General features: G+C 39.6%; 12 protein-coding genes. 8 read left to right on the top strand and 4 right to left on the bottom strand.

The annotated features are described in order from the left end of the window. Positions 1 to 465 precede the first annotated feature (465 nt). From upp to V7K69_RS03305, 4 genes are all read left to right on the top strand, one after another. On the top strand, positions 466 to 1116 hold the full coding sequence (gene upp / locus V7K69_RS03320) for a uracil phosphoribosyltransferase (protein WP_335031393.1): 651 nt from the start codon (positions 466 to 468) through the stop codon (positions 1114 to 1116). Positions 1117 to 1193: 77 nt separating this feature from the next. Beyond that, entirely contained in the window at positions 1194 to 1547 is a 354-nt protein-coding gene (locus V7K69_RS03315; RefSeq protein WP_335031391.1) for a hypothetical protein, read from the top strand. A gap of 128 nt (positions 1548 to 1675) precedes the next feature. Next, positions 1676 to 1954, top strand: a complete 279-nt coding sequence (locus V7K69_RS03310) for a YggT family protein (RefSeq protein WP_012410570.1) — start codon at positions 1676 to 1678, stop codon at positions 1952 to 1954. A 114-nt stretch (positions 1955 to 2068) separates the two neighbouring features. Then, positions 2069 to 2317 (top strand): hypothetical protein, encoded by a 249-nt coding sequence (locus V7K69_RS03305; protein ID WP_335031389.1) that lies wholly within the window; start codon positions 2069 to 2071, stop codon positions 2315 to 2317. A gap of 44 nt (positions 2318 to 2361) precedes the next feature. Here the strand turns inward: V7K69_RS03305 and V7K69_RS03300 are convergent, their stop codons facing one another. Further along, positions 2362 to 3609 (bottom strand): glycosyltransferase, encoded by a 1248-nt coding sequence (locus tag V7K69_RS03300; protein ID WP_335031387.1) that lies wholly within the window; start codon positions 3607 to 3609, stop codon positions 2362 to 2364. Positions 3610 to 4580: 971 nt separating this feature from the next. Between V7K69_RS03300 and V7K69_RS03290 the strand changes: the two genes are divergently transcribed. Then, positions 4581 to 6017, top strand: coding sequence for a hypothetical protein (locus V7K69_RS03290; protein ID WP_335031385.1), 1437 nt, complete (start codon positions 4581 to 4583; stop codon positions 6015 to 6017). Positions 6018 to 6607: 590 nt separating this feature from the next. Here the strand turns inward: V7K69_RS03290 and phoU are convergent. From phoU to V7K69_RS03275, 3 genes are read right to left on the bottom strand one after another with little or no spacing between them, the layout of a single operon-like run. Next, entirely contained in the window at positions 6608 to 7276 is a 669-nt protein-coding gene (phoU, locus tag V7K69_RS03285; protein ID WP_335031383.1) for a phosphate signaling complex protein PhoU, read from the bottom strand. Between the two features lie 28 nt (positions 7277 to 7304). Next, positions 7305 to 8624 carry an ATP-binding protein gene (locus V7K69_RS03280; protein WP_335031381.1) on the bottom strand — a complete coding sequence of 440 codons (1320 nt, stop codon included), beginning with the start codon at positions 8622 to 8624 and terminating at the stop codon, positions 7305 to 7307. Positions 8625 to 8677: 53 nt separating this feature from the next. Next, positions 8678 to 9430 carry a response regulator transcription factor gene (locus V7K69_RS03275; RefSeq protein WP_335031380.1) on the bottom strand — a complete coding sequence of 251 codons (753 nt, stop codon included), beginning with the start codon at positions 9428 to 9430 and terminating at the stop codon, positions 8678 to 8680. Between the two features lie 466 nt (positions 9431 to 9896). Between V7K69_RS03275 and V7K69_RS03270 the strand changes: the two genes are divergently transcribed. From V7K69_RS03270 to V7K69_RS03260, 3 genes are all read left to right on the top strand, one after another. Further along, a complete protein-coding gene (locus tag V7K69_RS03270; RefSeq protein WP_335031378.1) occupies positions 9897 to 10880 on the top strand; it encodes a hypothetical protein in 984 nt (327 codons plus the stop codon). Between the two features lie 53 nt (positions 10881 to 10933). Continuing rightward, positions 10934 to 12013 (top strand): hypothetical protein, encoded by a 1080-nt coding sequence (locus V7K69_RS03265; RefSeq protein WP_335031376.1) that lies wholly within the window; start codon positions 10934 to 10936, stop codon positions 12011 to 12013. Positions 12014 to 12754: 741 nt separating this feature from the next. After that, the gene (locus V7K69_RS03260; RefSeq protein WP_335031374.1) at positions 12755 to 16054 is read left to right on the top strand and encodes a PAS domain-containing protein; all 3300 of its coding nucleotides are present in this window, start codon (positions 12755 to 12757) and stop codon (positions 16052 to 16054) included. Positions 16055 to 16231: the final 177 nt, after the last annotated feature.

Genomic DNA, 16231 nt, shown 5'->3' with positions numbered 1-16231 from the left:
CTCATTAATAAGTTTAGGCTTTTGAAATCAGAACGTTTGAAAGAGGCAGGAGGCAGGAGGCGCAATTTGGATGGGGATTCAAACCCCAACCAAATTGTAAGCGCCGTGTAGACGGCGGGGTTTTAAACCCTTGTTCCCTTCTCTGCGAGACGCTGCGCGAACGGTCACGGGCAGGAGGCAGAGAGCAGTTTTCCTCCTGCCTCCTGCCCTCTGCCTCCTGCCTTCCTTGATAAACCCCGTGCGTTGCTTATCATAGAAGCGTAGCGGTTTTTCGGAGAGTAATAAATATTTGTGTTTTGAGCATGAATAATTTTAGAGGATTGAAACCCTTAATTGCTGGGAAATTCCAGACTTTTCCCCCCTGCCCCCTGCTCTCTGCTCCCCTACCTTTTGGTCAGCAGGATGCAGGAAAGAGTATTATGGTGTTTCAGTTCTTGTACAATAAAAAGTCGCCTATTTCTGGCTATGACGCTACAATTGCGCGTTTATGTTCCACCCCATCCCCTGATCAAACACTGGCTGGCAGTCGCCCGTGATGCAGGCACGCCTTCAGTATTATTTCGCAGCGCCATGACTGAGTTGGGAAGATGGTTGACTTATGAAGCTGCGCGAGACTGGTTGCCGACCCAAGAAACAACAGTGCAGACTCCTTTAGATACCTGTCCAGCAACTGTGATCGATCCGCAAATACCAGTAGCAGTAGTACCGATTCTGCGAGCTGGATTAGGATTACTCGAAGGAGCGCAGACTTTATTACCTTTAGCATCGGTTTATCATCTTGGCTTGGCGCGAGATGAAGAAACACTCCAACCTCATTGTTATCTGAACAAGTTGCCAGAAAAATTTGACCCCCAAACACGAGTGTTAATTACCGATCCCATGTTGGCAACAGGAGGGTCGATCATGGCTACAATGGCAGAATTAACACAACGGGGTGCCGATCCTTCCCTGACCCGGATTGTTTGCGTAGTGGCGGCTCCACCAGCTTTGCAAAAACTGAGTGAAGCTTACCCAGGTTTAATCGTTTACACCGCTACTATTGACGAAAAACTGAACAGTAAAGGGTTTATTGTACCGGGATTAGGAGATGCAGGCGATCGCACATTTGGGACTTAAGCTAGTATGCAGCTAGGGCGGATAAAGATAGCATAACTACTGTAAAAGTTGCAAGGTTTGTTGAAGGCGGTAAAGATATGAGTCAACGAGATGGTTTTGGCAGTGGTTTTTTAGCAGGGGCCTTTGTCGGTGGCGTATTTGGCGGTGTTATAGGCGCACTGATTGCTTCTCGACGCAATCCAGAATTGGTAGCAGACGACGAGGTAGAACTGACGGATAGCCAAGTTGAAGCGAAAAAAATAGCAGCAAAGCGCCGTCAGATGAAAGCCTCAGAGAGTGAGAGCATCGGCATAGAAACGGCTAGGCGATCGCTAGAAGATAAAATTGCCCAGCTAAATGCCACAATTGATGATGTGCGAAAGCAGCTAGGAAATGTAAATGGTGATTCACCCCAAGCCAGCAACGATCGCACCCTCACTAAAGACTCCTGAAGTTAGTTCAGGCGTGGTGAAAATGTCTTGTGTGGCCAGTAGCAAATCTGCAAACTCCATGACATAGACTAAATTAAAATTAGAAAGATAAGACCGCGTTTGACACTTAGTAGGAAACCAAGCCATCTATGAGTTTACTGATTACGACACTAGTTACCTTTGTCACCTTTTATAGCTATTTGCTAATTATCCGGGTTTTGTTGACCTGGTTCCCGACAATCAACTGGTATAACCAGCCATTTGCCGCTTTAGCCCAGATCAGCGATCCTTATTTGAATCTATTCCGCTCAATTATTCCCCCATTGGGCGGTATGGATTTTTCTCCGATCTTAGCTTTCTTAGCACTCAACTTAGCTGGCGATCTTCTGAGAACCTTAGCTCGTTTGCCATTCGCGCAAGGATTTTGATTCCTACCCCAATCAAAACTTTTGTAGAGACGCAAATTAAAATTTGCGTCTCTACAATTTTTATGGGACTTCCAAAAAATAAATTATCCAAAATTATTTGTATATTTTGTAGGGGTGCAAGACCTTGCGCCCCTACTCTATGGCTACTTGAGTCACCAGCCGTGTGAAGGTACTTATATCATTAATGTACCCGCAGACCTACGTCGAAAGCGGATAGCAAGAGTTGCATTGCTAGTTGTTCGTTGTGGACGAGTAAAAATTCAATACTCCGATAAATTGAGCGTTTTTGGCTATCCTCAAAGCGTTACCCTTTATGCCGTAGAAGCCCAAGAAGTCTTACTCCAATATTTACCTCTAGCCTGAGATTTTAGTTTGTTCTAAAGGCAAAAATCAAAATCTCGTTGTAATTATTTTACCTCGGTGACACGCCAGCTAAGTTTCAAATTAATCCAGAAATTCCAGATAGTAGCAACTGCGATCGCAATAAAGTTTGCAATATAACGGTTAGGAATAATAAAATTGAATACCAAATTTAATATCAGTACATTCAATACCAATCCAGCAAGGCAAATGGCGTTGAACTTCAAAAACCGCTTCAGGCGTTGATGCCATTCTTGCTGTCTGGCGCTGACATCAGCAAATGTCCAAGCGTCATTCCACAAGAAATTATTTAAAATCGCAATTTCACCAGCTATAATTTTGCTACGTGTTAGAGGCCAAGCCAAGGTAGTGGGATCGCTGAGTAAATAAAGAATTGTCATATCCACAAATACCCCACTCAGTCCTACTAAGCCAAAGCGGATAAATCGACCAATGGGGAAACCCGTTTGTTGAGTAAGTTCTGGTTTTTTATTACCTCCAGTTAGCCGTAACCTTACTAAATGGTGAATGTAATCTATGTATTGTTTCCATGTAACTTTGCTTTCACCCTCTTTGCGTTCACAAAATACATATCCAACTTCGGCAACTTCATCTACCTTTCCCCGACCGATTACTTCTAAAAGAATTTTGTATCCCACTGGATTGAGTGTTGCATTAGCGATCGCACTTCGGCGCACCATAAAATAACCACTCATCGGGTCGGAAACTCTGCCCAGTACTCCCGGTAGAATAACCAAGCCTAATAATTGAGCGCCACGAGACAATAAACGTCTGACAACACTCCAGCTACTAACACCGCCTCCTTCAACATGACGACTAGCTACTGCCAAATCTGCTCCCTGCTCAACACTACGCAACAGTTGCATTAGCACCTCTGGCGGATGCTGCAAATCTCCATCAATTACCCCTAACACACTTCCCGTAGCTGCTTGCCACCCACGAATCACTGCCGAAGATAGCCCCCGTTCTTGTTCTCGTCGCATCACCCGCAACTGAGGGTATTCTGTTGTCAGAGATTGTGCTATTTCCCAAGTTCGGTCTGGGCTATCATCATCTACCACAATTAGTTCATAGTTTCCTGGAATTGATTCATCGAGTAACTGACTCAATATACTGACCACATTTTGGATGTTGTCACGCTCTTTATAAGTAGGAATTACTAGAGATAGATGGATAGATTCACTACTTGTACGCGCATTATTAGGGGGCAACTCTGAAATCTTTAGTGGCCCCGTTGGTACTGCTAACAGCGAGTTGGATGAGTTTGTTTTCATAATTTCACATTTATCCGTAAAGACTAAAGGAAATAGAGTCGAACATCTGCACGCTTTATTGACTGAACCTGGTTAGCCAAAGTTTTTTGTTACATTTAGTTAGATGTTCTGAAAAGTTTGACATTTGCCTACTGCCTTCTCAACAGAGGTGGGTTTAAAACTCTTGTCTATTATCTCTGCACCTTTTATATATTCAGAAGTCCATAACTTCCTTTATGTGTAAGCTTTAAACCTTCAGTTACCCTTTGAAAAAATGATTTTTTCCATTTACTGATGAAACAACTAGACACACATAGTATTAACATTATTGCTTCATGGCTATATCCACAGTGTGCCATATTAACTGCATTTGCTTGTTTAATGTCACCATTATCTTGGCTGTTTTCAATAAACCTTGTTATTGATTTTATCCACATGACACACCCTGTACTTAGTCGCAAACATGACTATAGTTGCTTTTTCAGTATTGAATCTTATCATAAAGGGTATAAAAATGATATACATCTCACGAATGATTTAGCATTACTGTATTAATTGCTATATTGTTTTTTGAGTGTTGCGAACGAGTAATCATTGAAGATTTTCAGTTTTCCTTAAGTAAGTTTATAGTATTCCTGAGTAAGATGTATTCAATTGTATAAAATTATCCAATACCAAATAAATTATTATCATTATTTATTTGAAAATTATATTGAAAATTGAAATGTTTAAGACTGGCAAGGTCAACATCTAGCTTCATTTTAATTTTTAATTTAAAGACCTGTATTAAACTCAGGGTAAGGGCATCTCAAATGTTATTGACAAAATTAAAACCATAGAATAGGGATTTATAGTTTGGTTGAGTTATACAAACTAAGTAGCGAAGGCTTAAGTTATTACCAATAAGCGTTACTGAATGGGATTAATTAGGTCTTTATTTAGATTAGGCATTACTTATTGAAAATATGCACTTTAACTAAGATTAATTTTTTATGCTAAACGCAAACGTTTTATCTAACAACAAGAAAAACAAAATATTATTAGGTTTTGCCATTATTTTGTCATTAATATTATGTGGAGAATTAGCAATCAGAGCTTATTCTTTTTATCTTGATGCTTTAGGTAATTCCACAGGTAGATATTTACCTGATTTTCCCAACCACTTTGATCAAATAAGAACAGGCATAGAATTCCTTTTTTTAAATATTATATATATTGTATGGCTAATAATAAACAAGAATAAGGAAAAAGATATAAGTTTTATAAAAATTTTAAAAAATAGTTCATTTTTTCTGTTAATTGCCTTTGCAGGTTATCCAATAACTACCGATATTAATTTATACATACATTATGGTTTAATGTATTTAAGTGGAATTAACCCTTTTCTGAATCCTGCAAGCACATTTACCTCAGAATTGTCTCCATTTCTTGTTTGGAAACAAACTTCTACTTATGGGCCTATATCTCAACTATTTTTTATGTTTTCTGCCTTTTTCGTTGCAATTACTCCTAGTTTAGGAATTTATGTATTTAAATTAATCTGTCTTTTATTCCATATATTAAATAGTTACTTAATTTGGGGGCATTTAAAAAACTCTCCTTATAAGATAAATGTAACAACTGCATATTTACTTAGCCCATTACTTCTGTATGAGCAGGTTACAAATGCCCATGTAGATGTCTTCATTTCTACTATTTTAATTATTTTGATAATATGCCTTAAAAACTATAATTATCTAGCTGCAATTGTTATAGCTTGGATTGGTTTTCTAATTAAAACATTACCAATTGTTTGGTTGCCTCTAATTTTTGTTTATTTGATTAAGCAACAACGTTGGAAAATTTTATTTAGTGCCATTTTTATCTCTGTAGCTATAATTTTTGCAACTTCTCTGATAGCTTTACCTTCAGTCGATGCTTGGACAAGCCTTTTCAATCCTGGCGTTAAAGACAGAGTAGGTGGTTCATTATATTCTTTGATTAAGAATGTACTAAGTTATAAAATTCTAAAACTTCCTGTAACTTTTCAAGCAACTGTATTCTCAACATTTAAACCTATAATCTTTTCTATATTTGTAATTTCTTATTTAATTATTATGGTAAAACCATATTTAAAAAAAACATATTCTGCAACTAGTTTTAGTACAAATATAGGATGGATTACCTTAATATTATTTTTGTTTGCTGCTCCTTGGTATTGCTCTTGGTATTCCTCTGTGCTGTTGGCAATCGTAGCTTTAAATATAGATTCCAATTCAAAAAGATTCGTGATTACTAGCATCCTATTTTGTAGTAGCAGTACTGTTTTTTACTATCTGCTACGAGGTATACGACTATGCGATTTTTTAACGCTTGTACCAACCATAGCAGTGATTATATTTTGGCTTGTACGTGATATCCAAGCTCTAAAAAAGCCTCTGAAAAACTGAATCAAAAGCTAACATTTTTATAATTATTGTCGATAATTTTGTGGTAATAATTAAAATTTAATGCCTATAATTTGCCAACTATAAAAGTCCAAAATTTTATCATTCTTCAGTGCTTTTTATGCAAAATTGTTGTAAGTTAAAACAGCCATGTGCTTAAAAAGCTATACGTTACTCACATCTTTTTTACAATCTTTTAGTCCTTCTTTTATAAGCATCTGAGAGACTTATGGATTAGGCATACTTGATAAATTCTCGCTTAATATTCTTGCTAATACTGTGTTTTTATTGAGAATTAACGACTAACTAATCAGGGTTAGAAAAACAAAAGCGATCGCTATCGTAAATGTTGAGACAGATCCGGGTAATGGATAGTCTTAAAAAGAGGGGGAAGCTAGAGGTAGTGACTTTAGGCAGTTAACCTTTTTTTAATTAAAAATTAAGGAGGATAATAATTTTTAATTAATTAATTTGGGGTAAAAGCCCCCACAGATAGCGTCGGCGGTAAGCTCATCCTGGCTCGTCTTGCAATTTTTAATTAATAATTTTTAATTTTTAATTGGAGCGCAGCGACCTGACTCATGAATCGTCAATTAAGAGCGTTGACCAGTGACAATATATGCTACCCTCTGACCGATATTAGTTGCATGATCTGCCATCCGTTCCAGACAACGAATTGCCAATGCTAGCAGCACAATTGGCTCGACTACACCAGGTACATCCCGTTGTTGGGCTAAAGTTTGATAAACGCGATCGTAAGCATCGTCTACAGTATCATCTAGGTGCTTTAAACGCCGACCACCGCCTTCATCGAAATCTCCCAAAGCCTTTAAGCTAGTTGCTAGCATCGCCTGCGCGTGAAGGGACATGGATTCAATTTCAGATAAACACGTATGAGGCGCATAAGGAAAAATTTTAATCGCAATTTCAGCTAAATCTTCAGCATAATCGCCAATGCGCTCTAAGTCTCGCACCAGTTGCATAAAGGCGCTCAAGCAGCGCAAATCTTGAGCCGTAGGCGCTTTCAGCGTCATAATAGCCGTACAGTCTGATTCGATTTGACGATAAAAGCGATCAATCTTTTTATCTAATAGAGGAAGTTCCTCTGCTGCTGTTAAGTTACGAGCAAATAACGCTTGGTGGCTGAGGCGAAATGATTGTTCTACCAAAGCACCCATGCGTAATACGTCCCGTTCTAAGCGCCTAATGGCGCGTGCTAGTTCGGGTCTTTGAGAATTGGAACCATAATGGACAGCTTTCACACTTGTTGTCTTAAAGGTGAAGATATTACTAACTATAGTCTTGGCTTAAGGAGTTTGCCATAACTTCAGGAAATTGAAGCTGCATCCACGCGCCACCGGTTTCTGGATGGTTCATAGCTTTGATTGAGCCACCGTGGGCGATCAGAATTTGCTCAACGATCGCTAATCCTAATCCATTGCCAACGATCGCCCCGATAGAGTTACTATCTTGTGGGGAATGAGTTCGCGCCTTATCTCCTCGATAAAATCGCTCAAAAACGTGGGGTAAATCTGCCTCAGAAAAACCGACTCCAGAATCAATAAGATTTATTTCTAGAATTGGCGAAGTAGTATCATTATCTTTTGTTGATAAGATTTTCGCTTCAACATGAATACTTGTTGAAGGAGGACTGTATTTAATACTGTTGTCCAGCAAGTTGAGAAAAACTTGGAAAATCCGGGCTTGATCTGCTTTAATCCAAAGATTTTCTGGGCCAGAATAAGAAAGAGATAGATGTTGGCGCTGTGCTAACGGTTCTAGTGTTTCCCAAACAGATGTAATTAGCGATCGCAATTCTACAGCTTTGGCTTGCAATTGCATTGTTGGGTTTGCTTCCATTTGGGTGAGGTCTAACCAGCTTTGCACTAAGTTAATCAGCCGATCGACTTCCTGCATCAAACGGTAAACCCAGCGATTTAGAGGCGGTTCTAAGCGGATTTGTAAAGTTTCTGCAACCAAGCGAATTGAAGTTAAGGGCGTTCTGAGTTCATGGGCTAAATCAGAAAAAGAGCGATCGCGTACTTGATTTATGTCTAATAGGGGTTGACGATTTTCTAAAAATACTCCTACTTGTCCATTAGGTAAAGGCAAACTAGATGCCCGCAAAGCCAGAGATTTTAGTGTTGGCATCTCTGCCGCATCATCAAAAGATGGATGAAAAATCCATTCTCCCGTCTGTGGTTTTTGGCAATCACGAGTTTGCTCAATTAAATGGTCAAGTTCGTAAGACCGTACTAACTCTAGTAGTAAGCGTACTTCTTCTGGTTGCCACCTTTGCAGATACAAAATTTCCTGCGCCTGCCGATTACACCACAGCAGCTGATTTTCCTCATCTACCTGCAAATATCCCACTGGTGCAAAATCTAGCAAGTCTTGGTAAGTTTGCAATGATTGCTGCAAATCTTGCCGTTGCTGTTGCACCATCGCTATTTCCTGCCATAAACCAGGAATCAGCAGCAGTCCCTTCTTGGAAGAATGCGAGGTAAACGGTCGGAATAAGCGCCCCAGGTAGCGGTTAAGTTGAACCTGTTGCCAAATCCAAAACCCAATGCCTACTGCTAAACCCAGAAAAAATCCCAATAAAAGCATTTGAGTTGTTAGTTTGTTGGTGACTACTAAAAACTAACAACTATCTAAACTAATTATCCAAACCTATAGCCAAAACCTCGTACAGTCACAATATATTCGGGATGACTGGGGTCTTGCTCTAATTTTTCGCGCAACCAGCGAATATGAACGTCTACAGTTTTACTATCACCAACGAAATCTGGCCCCCAAACCTGATCTAGTAATTGTTCCCGCGACCATACCCGACGGGCGTAACTCATAAACAATTCCAGCAAGCGGAACTCTTTAGGTGAAAGGCTCACCTCTTGACCACGAACTAGCACCCGACATTCTTGAGGATTCAAGGTAACATCTTTGAATTTTAATACTGGTAGTTGTGGCAAATTACTTAGGCGTTGGCGGCGGAGTAAAGCGCGACAACGAGCTACTAACTCACGCATACTAAAAGGTTTGGTCAGGTAGTCATCTGCTCCCACCTCCAACCCCAGAACGCGGTCAGTTTCACTACCCTTAGCACTGAGCATTAAAATCGGTACTGGGTTGCCTTGATGACGCAGCAAACGGCATATATCTAGCCCATTGATTTGTGGCAGCATCAAATCAAGAATGATCAAATCAAAGGGAGCTTCCCCTGAGTTGGTTTCAAAACTTTTGAGATACTCTATAGCAGATCGCCCATCGGGTGCAGTTATCACCCCGTAACCTTCTTCTTCCAGGGCTACAGCTAGCATTTCCTGGATTAATTCTTCATCTTCTACTACTAGAATACGGCTGGTTTGTCCAATTTCCGTTCTGGCAGAGTATTTGGTCGATTCAGTGGTATACATTGATATCACAAAAGTCTGGGACTGTGCTTGTATCAATTAGCATGATTAAACTTATTATCTCGCCTTAGGGCTACGGCGCTTGTGCTAGGGTTAATTCTTTTAGATTTTCTTTACAAAAAGTAACATATTCAACATCATTCTCTTAAATCACCATGATTGCCAGCTTTTAATACTTTGTTGGGTGGCGCAATTATATAAAGCATTATCTTGACAAAAAGAGATGAGGTTAAGTATATTTGTCTTAGTACAAAAGTACCAATAAATTTCAAAGGGAAAACTATACCTGAAAAATAGAAGGACATAACTGTGGAAAATTCGTACCACCTAAGTGTCCTATGTTGATCATTTCAGTATTTCCACTGCGTTAAAAATGTTGATTTAAAGGCTACTCTGATGTCTGCATCGGGTAGTCATTGGTATGGCTTGCTACCCAATAAATCATTTGCCTATTGAAGGGAGTTGGAAGATGACTACAGTTGGAGTCAAAGACAGCAAACAACAACTAATGCAAGCATTTCAACAAATTATTATCCAAAGAAAAAAGCTGGAATCTAAAATAGCAACCAAACAAGAGGAAGCAGACAAGGCAAAAAGTCAAGAAATTCTGCAAGCAGCTTCTGCATATACGGTTGATAGTATTGTCAAAGGTTTAGCTGATTTACAATTGGAGTTTGGCAGTATTCTCAATGCGTTATCTGAAAAACTAGCTCAGGAAAATTCTAAGTTAGATGAATTGAACCGAGCTATAGAAATTGAAACTCAACGCTTACAAGAGCTTCAACAAATCAGAGTTGTAGCGGATACTCTAGACATTTTAAGTCAAGAACACCAAGAAAAATTAAAAACCCTAGAGCAAGATACTATCAGCAAGAGGGAAGCACTAGAAAAAGAAATTACAATTAGGCGTAAAGAATGGCAAAAAGAGCAAGCCGAGTATGAAGAAAAACTCCAAGAGTATAACGATTTATTAGTCAAAGAGCGCCAGCAAGAACAAGAAGAATCTCAATATAGGTTAGAAACTACTCGTAAACTGAATACAGATAGCTACGAAGCGATAAAGCGCCAACAACAAAGGGAAATACAAGAAAATTCTCAAAAGAAAGAGAAAGATTGGGCACAGCGAGAAAAGATATTTGCTGAACGCCAACCACTATTTGCTGACTATGAACAAAAGGTAACTACATTTCCTAATGAACTGGAAGATGCAGTAAAGAAAGCTAGAGAAGAAGCAATTAAAGAAACAAGCCAAAAAGCTAAAATTGAGGCTGATTTATTTGAGAGAGAATGGGAATCTAACAAACAGAGTTATGAGCAAAAAATTCAATCTCTGGAAGAAACAATTAAGAAACAGTCTGAGCAAATAGAAGGTATTTCTGCTCAATTGCAAACTGCATTAAAACAAGCACAAGACTTAGCTATGAGGGCTTTTGGTAGTTCTAACCCTAAATAGTTACGAGTTTGTAGCATCTTAACCATTTTTAATTCCTGAAGAGGAGGTTTGTTGTGGTGGTGAAAAAACCGACTGATAAGAATACTAAAGTAGAAATTCTTCAGGCTTATGAGGAGTTAGCTAAAGAAAAAGCAGCGCTGAAATTTGAACTTGAAAAAGTTGCCAAAGAAAACCCGTCTGGAACTAAAGAACAGCCTAAGTTAGAACAAAAAACAGCTATGAATCAGCTTTCTAGTGTCCAACAGAAGATGAACAATACAATTGAAAGCTTGGCAAAGATTCAATTAGGTTTTGGCAGTGCTGCTAATGAATTATCGGAACAGCTAACCACAAAAGCCTCTAAGTTGGAAGAAATTAGGCGAAATTTAGAAGAAGAAATCCAACAATTAACACAGCTGCACAATTTAGAAATTTCTGATGATATCTTGGATACTCTCATCCAGTCTTATGAAGATAATACGAAAGCTTATCAGGAAGAATATAACCAGCGTTCCGAAGTGTTATTCCAAGAAATACTAGAACAAAGAAATATTTGGGGAAAAGAACAGGAAGAACAGCAACGGTCTATAAAAGAACGGAATGAAAACTTGAAGAAAACTCGACAACGTGATGCCTCAGAGTATAAATATAATTTAGAACTCCAACGACAACTGCAAAGTGACGAATACGAACAAGAGCAGAAAGCACTATATAAACAACTAGAAGAATTATTACAAGAGACAGAGAAACAATGGGCTGAACGAGAGAAAGCAATTTCTGAGAGAGAGAAACAATTTGAAGAATTAAAAGCTAAGGTAGAGGCTTTCCCGAAAGATAAAGAAGCAGCTATCAAAAAAGCTATAGAAGAAGGCAAAGGCATCGCCCACTACCAGGCGAAAGTAAAATCAGATTTATATTCTAAGGAAGTGGAAGGGCAAAAGCGTTTCTATGAGCAAAGGCTGCAATCTCTAGAACAAACTATTACTAATCAAGAAACGCGGATTCAAAATCTTTCTAAACAACTTGAATCTGCGCTCAAGCAAGTTCAGGATTTGGCAGTTAAAGCTATTGAAGGGACTTCAAATGTGAATTCATATCAGGCTATTAAAGAAATAGCTTTAGAACAGGCAAAGACTCAAGCGAAAAATAAATAATCTCGATTATTTTTGAATTTGTATAGAGCAAGGGGCTTAAGCTCCTTGTTTTAAGCTGTTACGCAAATAAGATTGCACATCAACTGGTGAGGTTGTCCTTTGTCCTTGGTAAACACAAATGACTAATCACGATCTACACGGAAAATATTGCAATATGTAGGCGCGTTAGCTTATCAAGGTTGATTTTGTGCGGCTTCCCATAGAATTGGTATAAGCTGATTTATTTTTATGACAATTGATTTTAGAGACTTAATTTAAATTAAGCCTCTAAAACTGATTGATTATAAAGCTTTTATTCGGTTTTCTTTGGTTTTTTGATGTCTGGGGGAGGTTGTAATCTCTTCTTCTTTGTTCCGGTAGCCTGTGTTTGCTGAAATGCTTGATTAGAATTTGGCTCTTGACTAGACATAATAGTAAATTTTAAAATCTCCGACAATATTATCTACATCACGGGTATTGTAGATTACAGAAATATATCACAAGAAATTTAAATTTTTAACTAAAAAATTAGTACATAATGTCAATCGCGTAATAATCATAACTTGCTTTATACTTGAGGTTGATTTGGCATAATCTTAATACCCTTCCCTGGATAGCTTTCTAAATTTAGAGTTATCGGCAACTGAGAAAGCCGACTAGATAGTAGTATTTTGCCTAAAAATGGAATAAATAAGGCTAAAATCTATGTAAGTACAAGCCGCTGAATCTTAAATTAACTTTAAATTTATTTAACTTTACAGAATGCCAGACGCGGAAAAGTCCCTAAACCAGCTGGCTAATGAAAAGCTGCTGCATCGGCAAGTTAGTAAAAAAGCAAATTATTCGCTCTTAGCCAATGGAGAAGAGGGAATGGTACTTCTGTTGGCGGATGGTACTATCCAGGCTTGCAGTGCAGCTTGCGATCGCATTTTGGGACTAACCACAGGACAACTTGTAGGGCAGAATTTACTCGATTCCAAGTGGCAATTTCTTCATGAAGATGGCTCTCCTTTAACTAGCGAAACTCACCCAGCGATCGCTGTTCAGAAAACAGGTAAACCTTGCTTGAATGTGGTGTGTGGCTTTTATAAACCAAATGGTCAGCTAGTCTGGCTATTGTTGTCTTCACAACCTCTGTTCCAAGGTGGAGTAGACACTCCCTTTGCGATCGTCATAACTTTTTCGGATATTACAGAATTGAAGTACGCACAACTTGAGGAAAAATGTCACTGTACTGAAGATACTCAACAAGTTGAAGAAGAAAGTTGGTTGCAGCCAGAAGCTGAGATGATTGTTCCTCCTGCCTCTCTTGTTGATGCAAATGAATCTCAGATACTGTGGGATAGTCAACGTTTATTCCAACAAATTGCTGGTACTCTGCCGGGGATACTTTACATATATGACCTGATTGAGCAGCGAAATTCTTATGTTAATTACGAAATTGCTCAAGGTTGGGGCTACACCCCAGCAGAAATCCAGGCAATGGGAAAGGATTTATTTATCCAACTTCTACACCCTGAAGATTTAGCTCAACTCCCTGCTTATTTTGAAAGATTTAATTCTGCTCGTCAGGGCGAAGTCCTCAGTTTTGAATATCGGATTCGACACGCAAATGGAGAGTGGCGTTGGTTTTGTAGCTATGACACTGTATATAGCAGAACTGTTGAGGGATTCCCGAAATATCTTTTAGGCATTGCTTTTGATATTACAGAGCGACGACATATAGAAATTTCACTGCGGCAAAGTAACGAAAGGTTTGAGCTAGCAGCTGCGGCGGTTAATTGCCTAATTTATGACTGGGAAATTCACAGAGGTACTGTGGAAAGAACTCAGGGTTTAACACAGGTTTTTGGTTACACACAACAAGAAGCTGAACCTACCTTGGAGTGGTGGCAACAACTCATCCACCCCGATGACCAACAAAGAGTTAATGACCAGTTCATGGCTAGTATGGCCAATGGCAACCGTTATAGCATTGAGTATCGAATCCGTCACAAAGATGGCCGCTATGTATGGGTGCAAGACCAGGGGTTTGCTGTCCGGGATACAAATGGTCACGTAGTTAGGGTTGTTGGTGCTAGTACTGATATTACCGAACAGCAAGCTGCGCTGCGCGAACGCCAGCAAATTGAAACAAACCTGCGTGAGAGTGAAGAACGGATTCGGTTAGCCACTACTGCTGCGGAATTGGGTATGTGGTTTTGGAATATTACCACCAACGAGTTAGTTTGGACAGAGAAATGTAAAGAGCTATTTGGACTAGGTCCAGAAGTCGAAATGAGCTATGAGCTTTTTATCAACTGCATACATCCAGAAGATCGTCAACTCCTCAATGAAGCGATCGCTCGTTGTTTTCAGGAAAAGGTTGAGTATGACATTGAATACCGCAGTCTTTGGCCTGATGGTAGCATTCATTGGATTGCTGCTAAAGGTCGTGTCTTTTACGAAGCCGACGATCAGCCAGTTCGGATGATGGGTACTGCTCAGGATATTACTGGGCGTAAACAGATAGAAAATGATTTGCGCCAGCGTGAAGCTCAATTAAGGCGCTTAGTTGATTCCAATATTATTGGCATTATGTTCGCTACACCTGACCATATTACTGAGGCAAACGAGGCTTTTTTGGAAATGGTGGGTTATACGCGAGAGGAACTATTAGCAGGTAAGGTACGCAGAAAACAGATGACTCCACCGGAATATCACGCTCTTGATGAGCAGGGGATAGAGCAACTTTTAACGGTTGGAGTATGTAATCCTTTTGAAAAAGAATATATCCGCAAAGATGGTTCGCGCATTCCCATCCTAATTGGTGGTGCTTTGGTAGAGAAAGATCCGCCATCTTGGATCTGTTTTATTCTGGACTTAACCCCAAGGAAGCAATTAGAACAGACACTTAGACAACAAGCAGAGGAACTCAAACAGGCAAACCGAAACAAGGATCAGTTTCTCGCCATTCTCTCCCACGAATTGCGATCGCCACTCAACCCCATTTTAGGCTGGTCATCGCTACTCAAAAGCCGCAAATTTGATGAAACTACTACCAATCGGGCTTTAGAAACCATTGAAAGAAATACTCAATTGCAGATTCAATTAATTGATGAGTTGCTGGATGTATCCCGAATTATTCGCGGTAAGTTGAACCTGACTTTTGCCACTGTTAACCTAGCATCTGTAATTGATGCTGCATTAGAAACAGTCCGGTTAATCGCAGAAAGCAAATCCATTCAGATAAAAATACAGCTTGACCCTAATGTTGGTAAAGTATCGGGCGATTATTATCGCTTACAGCAAGTTGTAGGGAATTTACTCTCGAACGCTGTCAAGTTCACTCCCCCTAACGGATCAGTGGAAGTTAGCCTCTCGTCAAGTAGGGAATTTACTTCCCACTCAGCACTGATTCTTCAAGTCAAAGACACTGGACAAGGGATTTCCCCTGAATTCCTCCCCCACGTATTTGAATATTTTCGTCAAGCTGATAGCAGTACAACCAGAAAAGTTGGCGGGCTGGGATTGGGATTGGCAATAGTTCGCAACCTGGTAGAGCTGCATGGTGGAACTATAACAGCAGCTAGTCCAGGACAAGGACAGGGAGCAATTTTTACTGTGAGACTGCCTGTGATCAAAGAAAGTAAAGGAGATGAGAAAACTGGGGGAGGCACAGAGAAACTTAACTCGTTAGCGATCGCTGGACTACGGATATTAATTGTTGATGATGATGCTGATACACGGGAGTTTTTGCACTTCTTCCTACAACAGAATGGGGTACTAACAACTGTTGCAGCATCGGTAACTGAGGCGCTGGCTGTCATCGTCAAGACCATACCTGATGTATTAATCAGTGATTTAGGAATGCCTGAGATGGATGGCTACAGACTGATTAGGCTGCTCAGGGCTATGCCAAAGGAAGAGGGAGGGGAAATTCCGGCGATCGCTCTTACGGCTTATGCAGGAGAAAGCGATCGCAATCGAGTTCTAGCAGCTGGTTTTCAGAAACATATTGCCAAGCCAGTAAAACCAACTGAATTAATAACCTCAATTGCAGATTTGGTAGGTCAAAGATAAGTAACACTTGTGACTGGTTCAAAATGCAAAGAGAAGTTGCACTTCTGTGAAATTCAAATAGGACTTACGCAAACAATAGTAGAAACCTTTATTTTCAGGTAGGGACAATTTATGAATTGCCCCTAAGAGGTGTAGGTTTGCCTGACTCTTATCAAAAATCCTAGTTTATCCTTGGAT

This window comes from Nostoc sp. (assembly GCF_036917775.1).
Lineage (GTDB): Bacteria > Cyanobacteriota > Cyanobacteriia > Cyanobacteriales > Nostocaceae > Nostoc.
This window is presented reverse-complemented; position numbering and strand designations above follow the sequence as displayed.